General features: G+C 51.5%; 18 protein-coding genes. 16 read left to right on the forward strand and 2 right to left on the reverse strand.

The window, feature by feature from the left end; genetic code table 11:
* The first annotated feature begins 136 nt into the window (after positions 1-136).
* On the forward strand, positions 137-691 hold the full coding sequence (gene nudE, locus NWAT_RS03500) for an ADP compounds hydrolase NudE (RefSeq protein ID WP_041350861.1): 555 nt from the start codon (positions 137-139) through the stop codon (positions 689-691).
* Entirely contained in the window at positions 688-1,527 is an 840-nt protein-coding gene (gene cysQ, locus NWAT_RS03505) for a 3'(2'),5'-bisphosphate nucleotidase CysQ (protein ID WP_157679788.1), read from the forward strand. Before nudE ends, cysQ begins: the two co-directional genes overlap by 4 nt.
* Positions 1,528-1,626: 99 nt before the next feature.
* Here cysQ and NWAT_RS03510 read toward each other — a convergent pair whose 3' ends face one another.
* Both NWAT_RS03510 and NWAT_RS03515 read right to left on the reverse strand, forming a co-directional pair.
* Positions 1,627-3,090 (reverse strand): porin, encoded by a 1,464-nt coding sequence (locus NWAT_RS03510; protein ID WP_013219782.1) that lies wholly within the window; start codon positions 3,088-3,090, stop codon positions 1,627-1,629.
* Positions 3,091-3,505: 415 nt separating this feature from the next.
* Positions 3,506-4,951, reverse strand: a complete 1,446-nt coding sequence (locus NWAT_RS03515) for an OprO/OprP family phosphate-selective porin (RefSeq protein WP_013219783.1) — start codon at positions 4,949-4,951, stop codon at positions 3,506-3,508.
* 422 nt (positions 4,952-5,373) lie between these two features.
* On the opposite strand from NWAT_RS03515, the gene phoB reads away from it, so the two are divergent.
* The 14 genes from phoB (at position 5,374) to NWAT_RS03585 (ending at position 20,703) form a co-directional block, all read left to right on the forward strand.
* Positions 5,374-6,063, forward strand: a complete 690-nt coding sequence (gene phoB, locus NWAT_RS03520; protein WP_041350863.1) for a phosphate regulon transcriptional regulator PhoB — start codon at positions 5,374-5,376, stop codon at positions 6,061-6,063.
* A gap of 4 nt (positions 6,064-6,067) precedes the next feature.
* On the forward strand, positions 6,068-7,381 hold the full coding sequence (gene phoR, locus NWAT_RS03525; protein ID WP_013219785.1) for a phosphate regulon sensor histidine kinase PhoR: 1,314 nt from the start codon (positions 6,068-6,070) through the stop codon (positions 7,379-7,381).
* A gap of 130 nt (positions 7,382-7,511) precedes the next feature.
* Complete coding sequence (locus tag NWAT_RS03530; RefSeq protein ID WP_013219786.1) at positions 7,512-8,510, forward strand: PstS family phosphate ABC transporter substrate-binding protein; 999 nt, start codon at positions 7,512-7,514, stop codon at positions 8,508-8,510.
* An 86-nt stretch (positions 8,511-8,596) separates the two neighbouring features.
* Positions 8,597-10,888, forward strand: coding sequence for an ABC transporter permease subunit (locus NWAT_RS03535; RefSeq protein WP_013219787.1), 2,292 nt, complete (start codon positions 8,597-8,599; stop codon positions 10,886-10,888).
* A gap of 24 nt (positions 10,889-10,912) precedes the next feature.
* The gene (gene pstA, locus NWAT_RS03540) at positions 10,913-12,565 is read left to right on the forward strand and encodes a phosphate ABC transporter permease PstA (protein ID WP_013219788.1); all 1,653 of its coding nucleotides are present in this window, start codon (positions 10,913-10,915) and stop codon (positions 12,563-12,565) included.
* 16 nt (positions 12,566-12,581) lie between these two features.
* Entirely contained in the window at positions 12,582-13,433 is an 852-nt protein-coding gene (gene pstB, locus NWAT_RS03545; RefSeq protein ID WP_013219789.1) for a phosphate ABC transporter ATP-binding protein PstB, read from the forward strand.
* Between the two features lie 36 nt (positions 13,434-13,469).
* On the forward strand, positions 13,470-14,183 hold the full coding sequence (gene phoU / locus NWAT_RS03550; protein ID WP_013219790.1) for a phosphate signaling complex protein PhoU: 714 nt from the start codon (positions 13,470-13,472) through the stop codon (positions 14,181-14,183).
* Positions 14,184-14,284: 101 nt separating this feature from the next.
* The gene (gene ppx, locus NWAT_RS03555; RefSeq protein WP_013219791.1) at positions 14,285-15,790 is read left to right on the forward strand and encodes an exopolyphosphatase; all 1,506 of its coding nucleotides are present in this window, start codon (positions 14,285-14,287) and stop codon (positions 15,788-15,790) included.
* Positions 15,791-16,753: a CYTH domain-containing protein gene (locus NWAT_RS03560; RefSeq protein ID WP_013219792.1), complete on the forward strand. Its 963-nt coding sequence runs from the start codon at positions 15,791-15,793 to the stop codon at positions 16,751-16,753.
* A gap of 48 nt (positions 16,754-16,801) precedes the next feature.
* Positions 16,802-17,350 carry a DsrE family protein gene (locus NWAT_RS03565; protein ID WP_013219793.1) on the forward strand — a complete coding sequence of 183 codons (549 nt, stop codon included), beginning with the start codon at positions 16,802-16,804 and terminating at the stop codon, positions 17,348-17,350.
* A gap of 26 nt (positions 17,351-17,376) precedes the next feature.
* Complete coding sequence (locus NWAT_RS03570; RefSeq protein ID WP_013219794.1) at positions 17,377-18,342, forward strand: molybdate ABC transporter substrate-binding protein; 966 nt, start codon at positions 17,377-17,379, stop codon at positions 18,340-18,342.
* Positions 18,339-19,118 carry a substrate-binding domain-containing protein gene (locus NWAT_RS03575; protein ID WP_013219795.1) on the forward strand — a complete coding sequence of 260 codons (780 nt, stop codon included), beginning with the start codon at positions 18,339-18,341 and terminating at the stop codon, positions 19,116-19,118. The genes NWAT_RS03570 and NWAT_RS03575 overlap by 4 nt, the downstream gene beginning before the upstream one ends.
* Positions 19,118-19,801, forward strand: coding sequence for a c-type cytochrome (locus NWAT_RS03580; protein ID WP_013219796.1), 684 nt, complete (start codon positions 19,118-19,120; stop codon positions 19,799-19,801). The genes NWAT_RS03575 and NWAT_RS03580 overlap by 1 nt, the downstream gene beginning before the upstream one ends.
* Positions 19,798-20,703, forward strand: coding sequence for a c-type cytochrome (locus tag NWAT_RS03585; protein WP_013219797.1), 906 nt, complete (start codon positions 19,798-19,800; stop codon positions 20,701-20,703). The genes NWAT_RS03580 and NWAT_RS03585 overlap by 4 nt, the downstream gene beginning before the upstream one ends.
* The last annotated feature ends 33 nt before the right edge of the window (positions 20,704-20,736 follow it).

A 20,736-nucleotide genomic window follows, 5' to 3' on the forward strand; every position in this document is an offset into this window, starting at 1 on the left:
GAGGCACTTTAGCTAGCGTATTTTTTGCAAAATCTCCTGATAGCGGGAATTTTAGCAAGTTTGGGGTACGGCGTTGTCGGATTTAATGCTAGGTCGCGGTATTTTCTTAAAAAATCATTTTCCTATTGAATTGAGTGTGGCCAATAAAGAACCCATCAAGCCGCAAATCGTTGCTACGAAAACGGTCGCCAGGACGAGGTTGTTCCGGATAGAGACCGTCGATTTGTGTTTTGCCAACGGTGTTGAAACTCGCTATGAGCGCCTTAGAAGCGGAAGGCATGGTGCGGTTTTAATTGTGCCCTTGCTAGACCGGGAGACCGTGTTGCTTATTCGGGAATATGCGGTCGGTACCGAGCGCTATGAGCTGGCCTTGCCTAAGGGACGGGTTGAGACGGGAGAAACGCTATTCGCAGCGGCTAATCGGGAATTAATGGAAGAAGTGGGATATGGGGCTAGTCGCCTTACTTATCTCACTTCCTTGACGGTAGCGCCCGGTTATATAGAACATACCACTCATATAATCGTGGCGGAAAAACTTTATGAAGAACGCCGCCCAGGGGATGAACCCGAGGAGATCGGGGTGATGCCATGGCGTTTGGCGGAATTACCGGCGTTACTAGCTCGGGAGGATTGTACCGAAGCCCGCAGCATTGCCGCTTTGTTTATGGTAAAAGAAAAATTGAGCTTATGAGTGAAATATCGATGCTTTTAGAAGAAAGCGATCCAACCCCACTGCTTGATTCTATCCTAGCGATTGCAGTAGAAGCAGGGGAGAAGATTTTAGCTATTTATAATACTAACTTTACGGTAGCCCATAAGGAAGACCACTCGCCCTTAACAGAAGCGGATCTTCTCTCTCATAAGACTATTGTTCAGGGACTAAAAAAATTAACGCCGGGGGTACCGATACTGTCGGAAGAGTCCGGAGAAATATCTTTTCTGGAGCGTCGGGATTGGCGCCGTTACTGGCTAGTTGATCCCTTGGACGGAACCCGGGAATTTGTCAAGCGTAATGGGGAATTTACGGTTAACATCGCATTGATTGAGGATCATCGATCTATTTTGGGGGTGGTTTATGCGCCCGTGATGAACGCATTATATTACGCTTCCAAGGGCCAAGGCGCTTATCAAAAAGGAATGGATGGGGGCGTTACCAGACTCAAGGTACGCCCTTGGAAAGGGGAAACTGCTTTGGTAGCCGGGAGTCGTTCCCATGCAGGCGAATATCTTAAAACTTTTCTGGATAAGGTGGGGAACTATGAATTAGTTTCCATGGGGAGTTCCTTAAAATTTTGCTTGGTTGCCGAGGGGAAGGCCGATATTTATCCCCGCTTTGGGCTGACTTCGGAATGGGATACGGCAGCAGCCCAGTGCGTGGTGGAAGAAGCCGGCGGGATTCTTGTCGACTTAAATAAAATGCCCCTTCGCTATAATGCAAAGGAATCTTTGCTCAATCCCTCTTTTCTGGTGATTGCCGATTCTGCGGGTCAGTGGGAGCGGTTTATTCCAGAAGCGGCAAAATTGTAGTGGAGAGTAGTAAATTGATAAGCACGGAATCGGAGAAAGCATGATTTTAGAAGCGCTAACGAATCCGCATGCGAGAATTTCTCGCGTTGGGCGTTGCTCTTACCAGTCGATTTGTGCGCGGAATTCTAGGATACTTGGATTAAGCCCGTTAAATTTAGCGATTGCTGGATTCGCTGCGCGGGTATTTATATCGACTACATATCCATAGTTAGCCATGAAACGAACGTGGGGATTTACATACCAATTCAATGCTATAGTAGCGGTTTGGATATTTCCGCCATTGACATTATCGGTATTCATGTCTAGTTGATCCCAACGCACTGCTACCTCCCAGGCGCCCCAACCATTACCGAGATCGAAATTACGTTTTGGTTTTAGTCGGCCGAACGCCCCCCGTTTATTCTCATAAACCCGCGATTCTCCGGTCAGAAAATAGCTAATAAAGGCATAATAGCCATCTAGCACATCATCTCCCGAATAGCCAATGCCAGACAAATTAACACGAGTATATTCGCTTTGGAACGAGAAGGGTCCATACACGCCCGCTAATTCAGCGCCGAACCGGCCGACCCTATCAAGTCTTTTATGATCGGGTCCTAATTTAGTAGTTAAAGGGCCCGTTGTTACCCAGGGCGTACGATCAACGTTAGTATATGGTTGCGAGGCAAAGATCAGAGGACTGTTTTTTAGCTCACCGGCGGCTGAGTCGAATGTATTGTTGACCCATGTATAAGCGCCTGATGCGCCTAGATGAAGTATCTGGGTTGGGCCGTTGTAGATAGGGAGAAAGGTGGTGCGACCAACTGCCTCATAACTCGTATCGCTAATGGAAGTATTACGCCCACTATTTTCGGTTTGGAAGGCAGTACGCACGGTCCATCTAGTGCCGTAGGATTCCGCGCTAATGCCCAGTTTATAGGGGTTGGGAAATTCCACAAACGCATTGTTGAGCAGGGGACGTTCAATGAATGTTATAAAGCGGTTGCTAGTAACGCTTGCCAAGCTAAATGGTTCTTTGAATTGTCCCATTGTAATACTGAAAGGCTTGAAATGGGCGTATTGGAGCCAGGCGTCGGTGATCCCGGTGGCGGTAGGTCTGTTGCCCGCACGAGTAAAATCATATTCAAATTTATAGTTGAAATCTTTATACAAGGTACCGCCTACATGAATACGGGCACGGCGAATACTCGTCCCATTATAAAGGTGTGTATTAAGTGGGCCACTCTCATCGTTAAAGTTAGCCTGTGCATCTACCTGCAACCGGCCACCGATTTCCGCCTTAAAGTTGCCGTTGCGAGATTCTATTTCTAAACCATTTTCACCTAGTGTGATACTAGCACTTTCTTTCTTACTGTTTTTTTCCTTAGAGTTGGTAGTTGTTACAGTTGCTTGCTTAGTTTTTCTTTCTCCTTGCTCTCGTTTGGAGACTTTTTTCTCCTTATCGTCCTTGGCAGCATGCCGTAGTGCCTCAAATTCATTTTGACTAATGGTGCCTCGGTCTCGGAGAACCTTAAGCAGCTCCAGTAGCGCCTCGGTGCCTGCATCGGAGGGGGAAGCCAACATGCTGGCACAGCCTAAAACCGCCCCATGAACAAGCGGCTGCTTAATTTTACATTTCACCCTCGTATCCCCTTTATATAAAGTTGCTGGAATAGTTATTTGCAACTTGATTTCTGCTTCTTCCTAGAAAGGGAAGACTCTACTGGGGCCTTATGACGAAAGTGTGAAAGTAAATTTACAAAACCGTTACAGGGAGGGAAGAGCTTGGCTTAATCACAAGAATTGGCTGCTTAAGAGAGAAAACCCATTTATTCTGCGGCAACTATTAGGCCAACTAGAATATCCTGGAAGCGCCGGGTGGACGTCGTGGGTTAGAGGCTATGCAGTACAAGTTAAGGACAATGTTTAACCTTCGTATTAAGTTTTCTTTCTAACCCCGTAAATATTGTTTTCCCTGATGTAGAATAGCGCGGAGGATTTAGAATGCGATTTGGCCTCGTAAAGTATAAATGTCGAGTCCTCCCTCTATGCCTTCCAGTCTAGTCGCTTTGTCGATGAAATCAGTGCCAGCATGAATATAGTTGGCGCGGAATAAAATGCTAGGGGTCGCGTACCAGTTGAGTCCCACCGTGAAGTTATTTTCTACTCCGCCTAAGATCCCGTTATCGGTGAGGTCAAGGGTGCTATAGCGGAAAGCGAGTTCCCAGGCTCCCCAGCCGCCTTTGCCGACAATTCCGCTAGGATGAATCCGATTGTAGCGGCCTTTTGTAGGGTCGTAACTGCGGGACTCTCCGGTGAGAAAATACCCGGCTTGAGCATACCAGCCGTTAAAATCAGGGTCGGGCAGGCCCTTTTTGCGGCCTACCTTGACATGGAGATATTCGCCCTGGGCGTGGAAGGGACCCCAAACGCCAGAAAGCTCCCCCCCCAACAATAAGATGTCCTCGGTTCCTGAAATCACACCGGTACTAATAAGGGGGGGTACTAGGTGAGCTTCAGGATGGGCCGTGAAAACTAATTCTGGCTCCTGTACGTAATTGCGATAATAGGCTGAAGCCCCAAAATGTAGCACCTGGGTCGCCTCAGCGATAGGGGCAAAAGTGACTCGCCCCATGGGTGCCCAGCTTTCTCTAAACCGACTCATACGCCCGACGCTTTCACTAAATATACCGGCATTTGCTGTCCAGTAGCGTCCATAGGTGCTTGCCCTGAAACCCAGACCGCGGCGCCCGATAACCTCATTTTGGATGAAACTGTTAAGCAGTGCCCGCTCCTGAAAGACCTGCCAGTTATTGCTGGTCCATGACTGAAGGGTAAAGGGTAATTTTTGCTGGCCCAGGATAAAGCTAACTGGTTTGAATCCTGTGTATTCAATATAAGCGTTTTTTATCGCCGTCGTATAGTTTCCCGCAAAGTCCGCTTGCAATCGATAGCCCCAAATTTTCCACATGCTGCCTTGGACGTTGATGCGGGCACGGCGGATTTCTGTACCGCTTCTTCGCGGCGTTCTACCTTCGCCAGCAAAATTGGCATCCATTTGAAGTCGACCGCCTATACCGAATTTAAAGTCACCGTCGGCGGTTTCTACTGTCAACCCTTTGTAATTGGTTTTAACTTTTATGGAATCTTGTTCTAGGGAGTTAGGGTGGACTTTCGCTACTTCCTCTGTGGGCTTCTTCTTTTGCTCGGCAACTTCGGGGTTTCCATTATGGGGTTGCCTCGGTTCAGAAGCTTCCTCCTCCTCAGCTTTGGCGGCATTGCGGAGCATTTCAAATTCATCTTGGCTGAGGGTGCCCCGATCTCGTAATATCTTGAGTAGCTCAAGCATCGCCTTAGTACCCCCATGGGCTGGGGCAATGAATAAATTGATACAACAGATCAGAATAACGCCATAAAGAAGGCAATCTTTGGTTTGAAATTTCAAAATTCCATTCTCTCGTTCAAAAATAACTAGCGCTATCGGCTAATAATCAAAAGGCGAAACCGTAACGGGAGTTTATGATGTTAATATGAAGTTAAACTTAATGAGATTCGCTCGAAATGCAAACTTGTGGGCGTTGAACAATCAGTAGATTAGCGGCATGCTGGTAGTGTTGTTAACACCTATTATTCAATTGGATCAATCGCGTCCTAACAAATCCTGCTAGACGGCACTACGAGTTGACCATCATCTTTATAATGCTTGGGGGATGGTATGGAGGCACGGCTAAGGATGTGAAACGTCGATGGACTAGAAACGATTTGGATGGTTTGAACATCAGGAATATCATACTAATGTCATAATTCGAGTACCATAATTTTATATTTAGCTTGTGCTCTCTAGCTAGGATTTCTCTGGGGATGAAGATGGCCGCAACCATATTAATCGTTGATGATGAAGCCGCAATTCGCGAAATGCTGGGATTTGCCCTTACCCAGGAGGGGTATCATTATCAGGTGGCTGCCGATGGGGAGCAGGCATGGCAGCAGATCAACGAGTTCCGCCCGGATCTTATTTTGTTGGATTGGATGTTGCCGGGGATTAGCGGCGTGGATTTGGCCCGCCGCCTTAAGCGGGAACCCAGTACGCGAGAGCTCCCTGTGATCATGCTAACTGCCCGCGATGAAGAGGAAGATAAGGTTCGGGGCCTCAATGTGGGCGCCGATGATTATATTACCAAGCCCTTTTCACCAATGGAACTGATAGCCCGAATAAAAGCGGTGCTGCGGCGGAGTGCGCCATTGCTTAGCGGAGAGGTAATTGAAGTCAATGGGCTGAAGTTAGATCCAGACAGCCATCGCCTTAGTGTGGGAGGCGCACCCCTAGAGATGGGGCCTACGGAATTTCGCCTGCTCCACTTTTTCCTTACTCACCTAGAGCGGGTCTATAGTCGGGGGCAGCTGATTGATTACGTTTGGGGAAACAATGTGTATGTCGAGGAACGCACAGTGGATGTCCATATCCGCCGTTTGCGCAAATCCTTAGAGCCGAGCGGTCATGATGGGCTTATCCAAACCGTGCGGGGCGTAGGGTACCGTTTTTCTACTCGTTCCTAATTCCATGCGCGGAGATCTTTGGCGTTTGGGAGGAGGACTGCTACTAGCCTTGTTGCTGGGGCTCATTCTGGGGCAGGTCTTTTTTTGGCTGTTTCTCTTTACCCTGGGTTATGTGCTGTGGCAGCAGCGCCAGCTTTATTATCTTTATCGTTGGCTGCAAAAACCAAAACAGAGAAGATCCCCTGCTGAGGTAGGGATCATGGAAGAGGTTGTCCGTCAAATTGATTTTATGCGTCAGCGTCATCGCTCCCGTAAGGACAAGCTTTCCCAATATCTCAAACGTTTTCAAAAGGCTACAGCGGCATTGCCCGATGCCACCGTGGTGCTTAATCAATATGATGAAATTGAATGGGCTAACGAGGCTAGTCGGCGGCTCCTGGGGCTAAAATCTCCATGGGATATTGGCCAGCGCATCAGTAATCTGATTCGTTACCCAGATTTTGTTGAACTAATGGCGCTTGACCGTAAGGTTTCCGGCATGGTCGAATTGCCATCGCCTATTAATCCGGCGCTGCATTTAAATATCCGCATTTTCCCCTACGGTGAGGGGCAACGTTTGTTAGTCGTACAAGATGTTACTCGGCTCCATCAGTTAGAACGGATGCGGCGTGACTTTATAGCTAGTGTGTCCCATGAGCTGCGGACGCCTTTAACGGTCCTCCGAGGTTATTTGGAGGTGCTGGAGAAGAGAAAAAATGTCGGCTCGGAGAGCTGGAACCGCTCTTTTAAAACCATGGGAGAGCAGGTGGGGCGGATGCAGCATCTTGTCGAAGATCTCCTCATGCTCTCCCGTTTGGAGAGCCGGGATAAAAAACCAGCGGAAACCCCTGTGGCGGTTCCGAAAATGCTAGCGGAAATTTGCCAAGAAGCCCGAATACTTAGCGGTGACCGCCAGCACCACATTCACCTTGAGGCGGATGCTGGGTTATGGCTGCGAGGAAATGAGCAAGAATTGCATAGTGCTTTTTCTAACCTGGTCGTGAATGCTATTCGCTATACTCCAGCCCAAGGGAATATTACCCTCCATTGGTTCAAGCAGCAGGCAGGACGGCCTTGCTTGGAAGTGAGGGATACCGGCGAGGGGATCGCCGCCGAACATCTTCCTCGGGTGACAGAACGTTTCTACCGGATTGATAAGGACCGTTCCCGGAAGAGGGGAGGAACTGGTTTAGGGCTTGCTATTGTCAAGCATGTTTTAAGCCATCACGAAGCCCATTTAGAGATCGAAAGTGAGTTGGGCAAAGGCAGCGTTTTTCGCTGCCTTTTTTCTAGCGGGCGGGGGCAGCCATCAAAAGTGCATCTCTCTAAAACAGGTTAGCAGGTGGTATCGCCTAGCCGTCATACAAATGTCATATTATCGGCCCATACTGCTCGTATAATATGGTTCTCGCTGTTGCATATTAATAATATAGCCCTAGACGTATTCTAGGCTAAGGAGAATTGACTAAATGCAGATTAGAACGCTGATTGGAGTTCTAGGGCCTGTTTTGGGTGTACTGCTTGCCGGCAACGGCATGGCTGCTAATTCGCTGGACCCCAACCTTACGGAATACAACAAAGCCAGCGGTGTGGCTGGTACCCTATCCAGTGTTGGCTCCGATACGTTGGCTAATCTAATGACTCTGTGGGCGGAAGAGTTTAAAAAACTTTATCCGAGTGTGAATATTCAAGTTCAGGCTGCTGGCTCTTCAACAGCTCCCCCCGCACTGACTGAAAATACTGCCAATATTGGTCCCATGAGTCGGAAAATGAAGGGTAATGAGGTAGAAGCCTTCGAAAACAAATATGGTTATAAGCCGACCCCCATCCGGGTAGCTATTGATGCCTTGGCCGTTTATGTTAACAAGGATAATCCCATCGAGAAAATCACCCTGCCCCAGGTAGATGCGATTTTTTCCGCTACTCGCAAATGTGGTTACCCGGAAGATATCAAGGTTTGGGGAGATTTGGGTTTAGGGGGCGAGTGGCTTCATCGCCGCATCCAACTTTTTGGCCGCAATTCGGTTTCAGGCACTTATGGCTACTTTAAGAAAGCTGCCCTCTGCAAAGGTGATTTCAAGAATACGGTCAACGAGCAGCCAGGTTCTGCCTCGGTGGTTCAGGGGGTGACCAAATCGATTAATGGGATTGGCTACTCTGGTATCGGTTATCAGACTTCTGGGGTACGTGCGCTTCCCCTTGCGACCAAGACGGGCGCGCCCTCCGTGGAGGCAACCGCGGAAAACGCAGTGAAGGGACAGTATCCCCTGACGCGCTTTCTTTACGTCTATGTCAACAAGCATCCCAATGAACCTTTGTTGCCGCTAGAGCAGGAGTTTATCAAAATGGTACTCTCCAAAGTGGGTCAAAGAGTGGTGATTAAAGATGGTTATATTCCGTTGACCGCCCCGATTGCGGCTAAGGATCTCGCTAAAATTGGAGTAAAGGGGTTAGGAACTGCTAATTAACGCGAGAAATCTCTATTCACTAGAAGCGCCTTGGGAAACGAGGCGCTTTTCTTTCTGTATTTTTTGTTATTGTGTCTTAGACTAAAATGGTTGCTAAAGCTTCAGAGACGGAAGAGCAGGTGGTTCCTTCCCCCCATTCGCCGGTGGCCATACGCCGCCGTCGCTGGCGTAACATCAAGGATCACTTAGCACGCTATTGCATTGCTGCCGGTGGTGTTAGCGTTATTATTGCCATCGTACTGATTTTCTTTTACCTCTTGTACGTGGTGATCCCCCTGTTTCGTCCTGCTCAGCTAGAGCCCGCTGCCCAGTATCCAGCCCCTGGGGACAATGGGGCGAATACGCTTCACTTAGCCTTGAATGAATATAACGATATGGGCTTACGCTTGACTGAGCAAGGGCAAGCGGTCTTCTTCTCTACTGAGGAGGGCAAGGTGGTTTTAGAAACCCCATTGCCCTTTCCCAATCCCAAGGAGGCAGCCGTGACTAGCTTTGCCGCCGGCGATCCGGCCGGCAAGGTAATCGTCTATGGTCTATCCAATGGCCACGCCCTGCTGGCGCGCCATGCCTACCGCGTCTCCTATCCTGACAATGTACGCACTATTACGCCCCGATTAGAATACCCCCTTGATAAAGCCCTGTTGGCGGTGGACCCTAAGGGGCAGCCCTTGCGCCTTATTAGTGCTCAATCGGATGAGGATCAGACTACCATCGCCGCAGTGACCACAGATGGACGCTTGGTTTTAGTCAGTTTTACCGCACAGCAGTCCTTTCTCGATGATGAAATTACCGTTGAACAGACGACTGCCTCGCTAGATCTGTCTCCGCTGCAAGCGACGCATTTAGTGCTGGATGAGCAGCAAGAGGAATTATATGTGGCGGACTCGGAGGGTTATATTAATTACTATCAGCTCCGTGACAAGGAAACGCCGCACCTAGTGCAGCGGGTAAAGGCGGTTTCAGAAGAAGTTCGGATAACCGCCTTGTCTTTTCTTGCGGGCGGTATTTCTCTCCTGGTAGGGGATTCTTCCGGCCAGATTGCCCAATGGTTCCCGGTGCGCAATGAAGGCAATCATTATACTTTGGAACAAATCCGCACCTTCAATACTCAACAGGCACCCATTATGGCCATTGCCTCCGAGCATGCCCGGAAAGGTTTCTTGGCGGTGGATTCTTCTGGTCAGGTGGGTGTTTATCATACTACGGCTCACCAAACGCTGCGGGTTGCAAACATCAGCAAGGCCCCGCTGGTAACAGTAGCTATTGCGCCCCGGGCCGATGGGATGCTAGCCAGCGACTCTCAGGGCAAGATTTATTTCTTGAAGATAGAGAATCCGCATCCTGAGGTCTCTTGGCAAGCGCTATGGGGGAAAGTCTGGTATGAAAGCCGGGATAAGCCTGAGTTTCTCTGGCAATCCTCATCTGCGAGCGATGATTTCGAGCCAAAATTTAGCCTGACACCACTCACGTTTGGTACCTTCAAGGCTGCTTTTTATGCCATGTTATTCGCTGTTCCACTGGCCATTTTAGGGGCGCTTTATACCGCTTATTTTATGAGCGCCAAGATGCGCGGGCTGGTCAAGCCCACCATCGAAATCATGGAGGCCCTTCCCACGGTTATTCTCGGTTTTTTAGCGGGTCTTTGGCTGGCGCCTTTGGTCGAGGATAATCTCCCAGGGGTCTTTGCTTTCTTGTTGCTATTGCCCGTGGGAGTCTTTATGGCTGCTTATTTATGGCGCTGCTTGCCTAGCTGGGTGCGCCAATGGGTTCCCGAGGGTTGGGAAGCCGCCTTGCTTCTTCCCGTGGTAGTGGGGCTAGGGATTCTTGCCGCGGCGCTAAGCCAGCCGCTGGAAGTGGCTTTGTTTAATGGCAATATGCCCCAGTGGCTCAGCACCCACCTGGGGATTGCTTATGATCAGCGTAATTCCCTCGTGGTCGGGTTTGCCATGGGATTTGCCGTCATACCGACGATTTTTTCCATCTCCGAAGATGCTATTTTCAGTGTCCCCAAGCAGCTCACTTTTGGTTCCTTGGCGCTGGGTGCTACTCCTTGGCAGACTCTGGTGAGGGTGGTGCTTTTGACCGCAAGTCCCGGTATTTTCTCTGCGGTAATGATTGGTCTTGGCAGGGCAGTAGGCGAGACCATGATCGTCTTAATGGCGACGGGCAATACTCCTATTATGGATTTTAATCCTTTCCAAGGCTTCCGCGCCTTGTCCGCGAATATTGCGGTGGAGATGCCTGAGTCCGAGGTTGATAGTACCCACTACCGTATTTTGTTTCTTGCCGCGTTAGTATTATTTATGGTGACTTTCGTTTTTAATACGCTCGCTGAGATCGTGCGCCAGCGGCTACGAAAAAAATACAGCAGCTTGTAGTCGTTAAAGGGGAGAAAGGTTTAAATGAAAGCGTGGTTTAAGTCAGGTGCGCCGTGGGTGTGGTTGACCGCGGGTACAGTCAGTATCAGTCTCATGATGGTCGTGGGTTTGTTGATATTGATTGCGGTCAAAGGATTGGCGCATTTTTGGCCAGCCCAAGTAGCGGAAATTCATTATACCCAGCAGGATGGGGAGAGAGTGCGTTTGATGGGTGAAGTCGTCAGCCAAGAGCGGGTTCCCCGTCAGCGTTTACTGGATAGAGGTTATACGCTGCCAGAGGGAGCTCCGCTGGTTACCCGCAGCTTGTTCAAAGTCGGTAACCGGGATTTTTTGGGTGCTGATTTTTTATGGATCGTGGCGCCATTGATTCACGATACCCATTATCCGCGAGCATTAATGGTCATTGAACGCCGAGAATGGGGCGATTTTTATGGTTACCTGAAATCTGTCAAGGAGCAAGATAGGGTTGTTGCCGTAGGTAAAAATGCTTGGGAAGCATTGCAGCAACGGATGGCTAGAGCTAATGAACTGTACGCCCGAATTAAGACGATTGAAGAAGGTGATATTGGGGCCATCAATTATAAATTAGAACAGCTACGTTTGCGCCGCCGAGCGTTGGAACTGGAAGAAGAGCCTGCCCCGCAAGCTTATGCCCAAATCAAAGCGAGGGAAGCAGAGCTTCAAGGAACCTATGCCACGATTCAGAAAGAACTCAATGGACTTTACCAGCAAATCAGGCGAGATAGTTTAACGGCTGAGATTGCGGATGGCCAGGTAGTGGAAATCCCGTTAGAGAAGGTGGTACGGGCCTACCGCCCTAATGGGATGGGGATAGGAGAAAAGATCCGTTTTTACGTCACAAAGCTCATTGAATTTGTGACGGAGGATCCCCGTGAGGCCAACACGGAAGGAGGAATCTTTCCCGCCATTTTTGGGACGGTGATGATGGTCCTTATCATGTCGGTCATCGTCACTCCTTTTGGGGTAGTGGCCGCGGTTTATTTACGGGAATATGCGCAACAAGGATTGTTGATACGTATTATCCGGATCGCGGTCAATAATCTAGCCGGTGTGCCTTCTATCGTTTATGGCGTATTTGGCCTGGGATTTTTTGTTTATTTCTTGGGAGGTAATGTGGATCGTTGGTTTTTCCCGGAAGCATTACCGGCGCCGACCTTCGGTACTCCAGGTTTACTTTGGGCCTCCCTGACCTTGGCTATTCTGACGATGCCCGTGGTTATCGTGGCAACGGAGGAGGGATTATCGCGTATTCCACGCTCCATTCGGGAGGGGAGCCTAGCATTGGGGGCCACCCGGGCAGAAACCTTATGGCGTACCGTATTGCCCATGGCCGTTCCCGCCATGATGACGGGGCTTATTTTGGCGGTGGCGCGGGCCGCCGGTGAAGTAGCGCCCCTGATGATGGTGGGGGTAGTCAAGCTGGCTCCTTCCTTGCCTCTGGATGGGAATTTTCCATTCTTGCATCTGGATCGTAAATTCATGCACTTAGGCTTTCATATCTATGATGTGGGCTTCCAAAGTCCGAATGTGGAAGCTGCCCGCCCTTTAGTATATGCAACGGCTTTGTTGCTGATTCTGATTATCGTGGCCCTCAACCTCGCCGCGATTATGATTCGTAACCGACTCCGGGAAAAATACCGTGCCGCAGAGACTTAAAAAAAAGACGAAAACCATGAACCAGGAGACTCATGATAAAACACCGCGAACCCATGGGATGGATATTTCTTTAATCGAGCGCGGCGTTAAAAAACTTAAGCTAAAAGATGAAACTTGCTGTTTGCAGGTCAAACAATTCAATTTCTATTACAACCAGCATACTCAGGCGCTTAAAAGCATTAATCTCATTATTCCGGAACGCCGGGTGACTGCATTTATCGGTCCGAGCGGATGCGGCAAATCCACCCTGCTGCGTTGCTTTAACCGCATGAACGATCTGATTGATGGAGCCCGTATCGAAGGAGAAATGTTGCTTAACAAGCAAGATATTTATGGCAAAAATGTTAATGTGCCTGATCTGCGACGCCGGGTTGGCATGGTGTTTCAAAAACCTAATCCTTTCCCCAAGTCCATTTACGAGAATGTCGCTTACGGGCTGCGTTTACAGGGAGTCAAGAACCGCCGTACCCTGGATAAGGTCGTGGAAAAATCCCTTAGAAGTGCCGCTTTATGGGATGAGGTTAAAGATCGTCTGGACGATAATGCGGTGGGTCTTTCCGGCGGCCAGCAGCAGCGGTTGGTCATTGCCAGGGCCATTGCCATTGAACCGGAGGTCTTGCTACTGGATGAGCCTGCTTCAGCCCTGGACCCTATCTCCACCCTTAAAATCGAAGAATTGATCTATGATTTGAAGGATAAATATACGATTGTGATTGTTACCCATAATATGCAGCAAGCAGCGCGGGTTTCTGACTATACAGCGTTTATGTATTTAGGCGAATTGATTGAGTTTGGCGACACCGGTACATTATTTACTAATCCGAAAAAGAAACAGACCGAGGATTACATTACCGGTCGCTATGGCTGATGGTTTTTGGTAATTTTAAGACACAAGGAGTGGATAATGGCCCATAGCACGACCCCCCATACTTACCGGCAGTATGATAAGGAATTAGAGGATATTCGGACTCGCGTTCTGGCCATGGGCGGACTGGTGGAACGGCAGATCGCCGAGGCCGTGGATGCCTTGGTGAGTGGAGACGTGGAAAAGGCCGAAGCGGTGATCAGCCAGGATTACCGGGTCAATGCCATGGATGTTTCCATTGACGAGGAATGCACCCAGATTTTAGCCCGCCGCCAACCGACGGCGGGTGATTTGCGGTTGGTAATGGCGGTGATTAAAACCATTGCCGATCTGGAACGGATTGGGGATGGGGCTGAACGCATAGGCCGCACGACGGTTCGCCTATCGGAACGGGAGAAGCCGGCGAATATTTTTGATTCCATAAGTTCCCTCTCTAGTCACGCCTTAGGAATACTCCGGGATTCCCTGGATGCCTTTGCCCGTATGGATGCTGAGGCGGCTCTTGCCGTAGCGGCGAGAGATACTCAGGTGGACGCCCGGTACGAGAGTATTTTGCGTCAACTGATTACCTACATGATGGAGGACCCCCGCAATATTTCCTGGGCGGTAGAACTGATTTGGGTAGCCCGGGCCCTGGAACGAATTGGCGATCATGCTTGTAATATCTGCGAGTACGTTATTTATTTAGTCAAAGGCAAGGATGTGCGCCATACCAGCTTGGAAGGGATGGAGCAGATCGTTCGCGAAAAATAATTTTTTCCTCCTCCTCTCGCCTAGACGCCGCTTAAGGGGTTGGTGGCTCATCTGGAGTTACCGGACAATAGCGTGATTACGGTAAAAACGGAGTTTAATGAATGTTAAGCCAGCGGCACCCTGATACCTTGGCTGCCATCGATCTGGGCTCCAATAGCTTTCATATGATCATTGCCCGCGTAGTCAGGGAAGGCCAGCTACAGGTTTTGGACCGTTTGCGGGAGATGGTTCAATTGGCCGCTGGCCTGGATGAGGCAGGATGCCTGAGTGAAACAGCCCAGGAGCGCGCCCTGAATTGCCTGGCGCGATTTGGTCAGCGGTTGCGGCACCTTCCTCCCTGGGCTATTCGGGCCGTGGGCACCAATACCCTGCGGCAGGCAAAAAATGCAGATGAATTCTTAAAGCGGGCCTCCGCTGCCTTGGATCATCCCATTGAAGTGATTGCCGGAGATGAGGAGGCCCGCTTGATTTATTTAGGCGTTTCCCATGCCCTGGATTTTGATAATGTCCGGCGGTTAGTGGTGGATATTGGGGGGGGAAGCACGGAATTCATTATTGGTGAGGGCGCTGAGGAAGGTCGTTACCGGCAAAGCATTGAAATGGGTTGCGTTCGCTATAGCCGCCGCTTTTTCCCTCAGGGGGAGCTGAATAAAGCCGCGATGAGGCAAGCCGAAATTGCCGCCCGTACAATGTTGCAAGACTTTGAGCAGTCTTTTCGCCATCTGGGATGGGAGGAGGCTATCGGGGCTTCAGGGACAATCCGGACGGTGGCCCGGGTGGTCGCTGCCCAGGGTTGGTGTGGGAGTGGCACGATCACGGCCGCCTCCCTGAAAGCCCTGGCTGATCTTATGGTGGATGCGGGACAGGTCAAACGCCTTAAGCTTGAAGGGCTCAGTGCTGAGCGGGGACCCGTATTTCCGGGAGGTGTAGCAGTGCTCAAAGGGGCTTTTGAAAGCTTGGGAATTAAACGCATGACGGTTTCGGATGGTGCCTTGCGGGAGGGACTGCTCTACGATCTCATTGGCCGGATTCGCCATGAAGATGTGCGTGACCGTACGGTCGCTGATTTAGCCCAGCGCTATCATGTGGATGAGTCCCATGCTTCTCGTGTTAAAGATACCGCCTTGGTATTGCTGGAAACGGTGGCTTCCACATGGAAGTTCGAGGAAGAGCATTTTTTGCTTTTAAAGTGGGCAGCAATATTGCATGAGGTGGGCCTTGCCCTCTCCCATAGTCAGTACCATAAGCATGGCGCCTATCTGCTAGCCTATAGTGATCTGCCCGGCTTTTCCCAACAAGAGCAGCAAGTCCTGGCATTTTTGGTACGGGGGCATCGCCGCAAGCTGTCGGCTGCCAAATTGGATTTGCTGCCCGAAGATCTCCGCCAGCCTACGCTGCGTCTTTGCCTGCTGTTGCGGCTGGCGGTTGTACTTAACCGTAATCGTTCACCGGCGGCGCTGCCTTGCCTGCTATTCAAGGTAGATAAAAATATTTTAAAGCTCAAGTTCCCTGACGGATGGTTGCTCCAGCATCCGTTGACCGAAGCTGATCTAGCGCAAGAGACCGCCTATATTAAGGTTGCCGGTTACCGCCTAAAGGCCAAATAAGTGCCAACAGAAAGCGAAATCAAGTTGCGGTTGTCTCTAGGGCAACTTTCCAAATTCAGCGCCCACCTCTGGGTGAAAGAGCATGGGAAACAGGGTCCAACGCGTAAGCATTTACACAGCACCTATTTTGATACGCCTGATTTGCGCCTTCTGGACCAAGGGGTAGGACTTCGGGTGCGGCGAATGGACCATCGCTGGGTTCAGACACTCAAGGGAGATAATTCTGGGAAGGCAGGCCTCCAGCGGCGCCAGGAATGGGAAGGTGAAGTAGAACATAATGCCCCCGATCTGGAGCGGCTAGCGGCAGAAGCCAAAATCGGAGTGCTTAAGGAGTCAGATCTCGCGTCCCGTTTAATCCCGGTGTTTGAAACAGATTTTTCTCGCACCATCTGGCTTTTGTGGCTAGGGGATGCGGTGGCTGAATTGGCCTTGGACGAAGGGCATATTCGTGCTCATGGCCGCACTGAGCCCTTATCTGAGTTGGAACTGGAGCTGAAACAGGGGGCCGAAAAAGATCTCTATTCAGCCGCTTTACATCTAACCGAGATTTTTCCCCTTGCCGTGGAACATGCCAGCAAGGCTGAGCGGGGTTACCGGCTTTACACTCAGCAATTTTCTCCTCTCTCTGCGCCAGGGTTTGTACCTGTTGAGGCTGTTTCCGATGTCCAGTCGTTAAGCTATTGGTTGGCCCACTTGCAATACGGTGAGCGGTTACTGCTCGAGCGATGCGATTCCCAAGGGAGCAGTCACCTGCGGGCAGCAGCTGAAGGTTTGCGTGGGGTGATAATAGCGGCGGGACAGAAAGTAGAAATCTCCCTGCAAGAGGATTTGGATTGGCTGACCAAGGGGCTGCAGGCAAGCAAAGACTTTTCTGAAATCAGTACCCTGGTGGCTGCTCCCCACTATAGCCGATTATTATTGCGCTTGGGGAAGTATTTAGCGGAGTTGGAAGAAAAGCAGTAATTTTTTTGCTAGCCTAACCTGTATCCTCTTACGATAAAGGAGGCGTCTATGATGAATTACGGAATTTCGATAGCGTTGATAGTTGGTTTCGCTTTTGCCGGCGGCGCCATGGCGGCAGGTGGCTCCCAGCAAAAGTTGGCGATTCAAAGCGCTGGGCAAATACACCCGGTGCCACAAGCCGCTTATCAGCCGGACCGGAAGGCCACCTACAAGGTAGTGTTCGATCTGACCCAGGCCGCCGCCAAGCCCAACCAGTTAAGTCCCGCCCTAGAGCGCGTGGCGCGCACGGTGAATTTGTACGCCAGCGCTGGCGTGCCGCTGGAGCACTTAAAATTTGTTGCGGTTGCCCACGGTCCTGCCACTTCCATCGCTTTGGACGAGGTCCACTACCGGGAGCAATATGGTACCGCCAATCCCAATTTGCTGGTGATTGAGGAGCTGCGTAAGGCGGGGGTGGATATTGCCGTATGCGGCCAAGCGGTGGTGGAACATCATTACGCTTATGAATGGGTTGATCCCCGCGTTACCTTGGCCTTGTCTGCTTTGACGACCATTATGGATTTACAGCAACAGGGCTACGCTCTCATGCCTCTCTAGTGTATTCATGAAAAGGAGAATGCACCATGCCCCCTTTTATTTTGCCACGGCTGTTGCTGGTAATCCTCCTTGTGGTGAGTTCTGCCAGCACTTCCCTTCTGGCGGCGGAGAAGGCCGACGACTATCTGCCGCCTTGGAATCCGCCGCCGCCAGGAGGAGTATCCTTCGCTGTGCCGCCCGTGAATGCGATTGCCGATTTGCATGGGGATATTATTGATCCACAGCTGGTGGTGTTCTTTGCCGGTAACCAATTCATGGTGGTTCATGATTTGATGGTGGCCTTCAAGCAGGCTCATCCCCAGTACCAGCGGGTGTTCGTGGAAACGCTACCGCCAGGCATTGAAGCCAAGCAGATCGAAACCGGTTCCCTGGTGATGGGTAACTTGCGCATCACGCTGAAACCCGATGTCTATACGGCTGGCAAGGGCGCCATTGCTGAGCTTCAGCAACAGCATGGCTGGTTCGCGGAAACCTATGATTACGCCCGCAATCCGCTTGCGATCATGGTGGCCAAGGGCAACCCTAAGCATATTAAAAGCCTAGCCGATCTGGGCCGTCCCGACGTGCGGGTCGCCATGCCCAACCCTAAATGGGAGGGTATCGGAAAGCAGATCATCGCCAGCTATCGTAAGGCTGGCGGCGAGGCGCTTGAGCGTGCCATCATGGAAACCAAGGTAGCGGACGGTAGCACCTATCTGACTTATATGCATCACCGCCAATCACCGTTGCGCGTGCTCCAGGGCCAATCCGATGCGGCGCCGGTGTGGTCGACCGAGCCGTATTTCCAACAGCAGATCCTGCGACACCCCGTGGAAACGGTACCGATACCACCGGAACAGAATACCATCGCCACCTATACCGCCGCCCGCCTCAAGGATGCTCCCCACGAGCAGGCTGCGTGGGATTTTTTCGCTTTTATGAAGAGCCCCGCAGCCCAGGCCGTCTATAAGAAATACGGCTTCCAGCCACCGCGCTCCGGGGAGTCGCCATGAAGTTTTTATCGTTGATCGTGATGTGGGCACTGGCTTTCAGCGCCCATGGAGTTGACTTATACGTATATGGTCCTGGCGGCCCGGCTCCGGCGATGAAGGCCGCAGCGGCTGCTTTTGAAAAGGCTTCCGGAACGAAAGTGGTGGTTACGGCTGGTCCCACCCCAACTTGGATTGAGGCCGCGCGGGGCAATGCCGATCTGCTCTATAGCGGCTCGGAGCACATGATGTCGGACTTTCTCGTTATGCTGGGATCGATGCTGGCAGCAGATACGGTGCGGCCGATGTATTTACGGCCAGCGGCGATCCTGGTGCGGCCGGGCAATCCCGCCGGCATCGGCGGTTTGGTGGATCTTCTCAAACCTGGCCACCGCATACTGGTGGTCCATGGCGCGGGCCAAGTTGGCTTGTGGGAAGATATTGTGGGCCGCGACGGCGACATCACCACTTTACGGGCGCTGCGCAGCAATATCGTGCACTACGCCACAAACACAGGCGCAGCTAAGGAGCGCTGGCTGACGGACCCAAAAATCGATGCCTGGATTGTTTATAATATTTGGGCTATCGCCAATCCTGGCATTGCCGACGTGGTTCCCTTGGAGCCCCACTATCGCATCTACCGTGATTGTGGAATAGTGCTTACCGAGCGCTCCCGCGCCAAACCGGAGGCACAAGCCTTTACTCGCTTTCTCGAAAGCGACCAGGGCCGCGCGATCTTTGAGCGGTTTGGCTGGGTGAGGCGCGATGCCGAGGCTGCTGCAGCCAAGGAGGGGTTCTGATGCCTGCCATATTGATATCTTTACGCTGGCTTACGGTTTTGCCGCTTTTGCTCGGGTTACCGTGGGCTGCTGTCCAGGCGCTTGATGCCGCTACTATCGCCGCCCAGGGCAATGGCCGGGGCGCCGCGCCTTGCGTTACTTGTCATGGCGTTGATGGCGTGGGCCAGGCTGCTATGAGTTCTCCGCGGTTGGCTGGTCTTAATGCCGCCTATCTTTTGAAGCAGCTCGATGATTTTGCCAGTGGCGCGCGCGACAATCCCATCATGACCCCCCTGGCAACGGCTCTTGGTACCGATGAGCGGCAAGCCCTGGCGGAATATTACAGCCAACTGCCCCTGCCAGAAGCGTTGAGAGCTTCCAACAACATTACCCAAGCGTCTATTGATAGCGTTGGCGCGATTCTGGCTACACGGGGGCGCTGGTCGGATAGCATTCCTGCCTGCGAGCAGTGTCATGGTCCACGGGGTATCGGCGTGGGCGCGCATTTTCCGCCCCTGGCGGGGCAGCCGTCCAGCTACCTTGCCTCCCAACTCCGTGCCTGGAAGGAGGGGCAGCGGCGTAATGATCCCTTGGGGCTAATGGGGCATATTGCCGAGAAGCTTAGTGACTCCGATATTGATGCCGTGGCTAACTGGTTCGCCTTCGTTACCCGACCTATTGGCGACAAGGAGGAAACGCCATGATCCCACTACCTCGTTCGTTCCGTGTTCTATTTACTCCCGTATTCACGCTGTTGGTGCTTGCCAGTGGCCTTTCCCTGGGGCAGGAAAATGCCGCGGGGACGGAACCCAGCTTTGCGCCGCCGTCTGAAACGGCGATTCCCGACAATGAATTTGGCGCCATGGTGCGGCGAGGCCGGGATATTTTCCTCCATACCCGCCAAAAGGCCAGGGCCTATGTGGGTAATGGTCTTAGCTGCGTCAATTGCCATCTGGACGCCGGTCGGCTTGAGGATTCAGCGCCCCTTTGGGGAGCCTATGGCCGGTATCCCCAGTTCCGCTCCAAAAACGATCACGTCAACAATTTCACCGAGCGGCTGCAAGGCTGCTTTATGTACAGCATGAACGGCAAAGCGCCACCCGCCGGCAGCGAGGTGCTGATAGCTCTGGAAACCTACGCTTACTGGCTGGCCAGCGGCGCGCCCATTGGTGTTACCTTGCAGGGTGCTGGTTTCCCGAAGCATTTCAAGCCGCCGCAGCCTCCTGATTATGCCCGCGGCCAGCAAGTTTTCAACGCCCAATGCGCCCTCTGTCACGGTAGTGATGGACAAGGCCAGAAAGCGGCCGGCGAATACGTTTTTCCACCCCTGTGGGGTAACGATTCCTATAACTGGGGAGCCGGCATGCACCAGCTTGATAATGCCGCCGGTTTTATTAAGGCGAATATGCCCCTGGGATTAGGGAATAGTCTGAGCGATCAGGAAGCGTGGGATGTGGCCCTATTTATCAACGCCCACGAGCGGCCGCAAGATCCCCGCTATACGGGCGATTTGGCGGAAACCCGCAAGCTGTACCATGATACGCCAAACTCTTTGTATGGCCTTGAGATAAAGGGTCGGTTGCTGGGGTTCGCGCCAGGGAAATAGATCGAAAAGTCCTATTTTTATTGATTAGACTAT

It is taken from the genome of Nitrosococcus watsonii C-113 (genome assembly GCF_000143085.1).
Lineage (GTDB): Bacteria > Pseudomonadota > Gammaproteobacteria > Nitrosococcales > Nitrosococcaceae > Nitrosococcus > Nitrosococcus watsonii.

Coding starts and splice junctions, on each gene's coding strand:
- NWAT_RS03530 (WP_013219786.1), top strand. CDS start 7,512: ATGCAGATTAGAACGCTGATTGGAGTTCTAGGGCCTGTTTTGGGTGTA.
- phoR (WP_013219785.1), top strand. CDS start 6,068: ATGCGCGGAGATCTTTGGCGTTTGGGAGGAGGACTGCTACTAGCCTTG.
- NWAT_RS03585 (WP_013219797.1), top strand. CDS start 19,798: ATGATCCCACTACCTCGTTCGTTCCGTGTTCTATTTACTCCCGTATTC.
- cysQ (WP_157679788.1), top strand. CDS start 688: ATGAGTGAAATATCGATGCTTTTAGAAGAAAGCGATCCAACCCCACTG.
- NWAT_RS03580 (WP_013219796.1), top strand. CDS start 19,118: ATGCCTGCCATATTGATATCTTTACGCTGGCTTACGGTTTTGCCGCTT.
- phoB (WP_041350863.1), top strand. CDS start 5,374: ATGGCCGCAACCATATTAATCGTTGATGATGAAGCCGCAATTCGCGAA.
- phoU (WP_013219790.1), top strand. CDS start 13,470: ATGGCCCATAGCACGACCCCCCATACTTACCGGCAGTATGATAAGGAA.
- ppx (WP_013219791.1), top strand. CDS start 14,285: ATGTTAAGCCAGCGGCACCCTGATACCTTGGCTGCCATCGATCTGGGC.
- pstA (WP_013219788.1), top strand. CDS start 10,913: ATGAAAGCGTGGTTTAAGTCAGGTGCGCCGTGGGTGTGGTTGACCGCG.
- NWAT_RS03510 (WP_013219782.1), bottom strand. CDS start 3,090: ATGTTGGCTTCCCCCTCCGATGCAGGCACCGAGGCGCTACTGGAGCTG.
- NWAT_RS03575 (WP_013219795.1), top strand. CDS start 18,339: ATGAAGTTTTTATCGTTGATCGTGATGTGGGCACTGGCTTTCAGCGCC.
- NWAT_RS03535 (WP_013219787.1), top strand. CDS start 8,597: ATGGTTGCTAAAGCTTCAGAGACGGAAGAGCAGGTGGTTCCTTCCCCC.
- NWAT_RS03565 (WP_013219793.1), top strand. CDS start 16,802: ATGATGAATTACGGAATTTCGATAGCGTTGATAGTTGGTTTCGCTTTT.
- pstB (WP_013219789.1), top strand. CDS start 12,582: ATGAACCAGGAGACTCATGATAAAACACCGCGAACCCATGGGATGGAT.
- NWAT_RS03570 (WP_013219794.1), top strand. CDS start 17,377: ATGCCCCCTTTTATTTTGCCACGGCTGTTGCTGGTAATCCTCCTTGTG.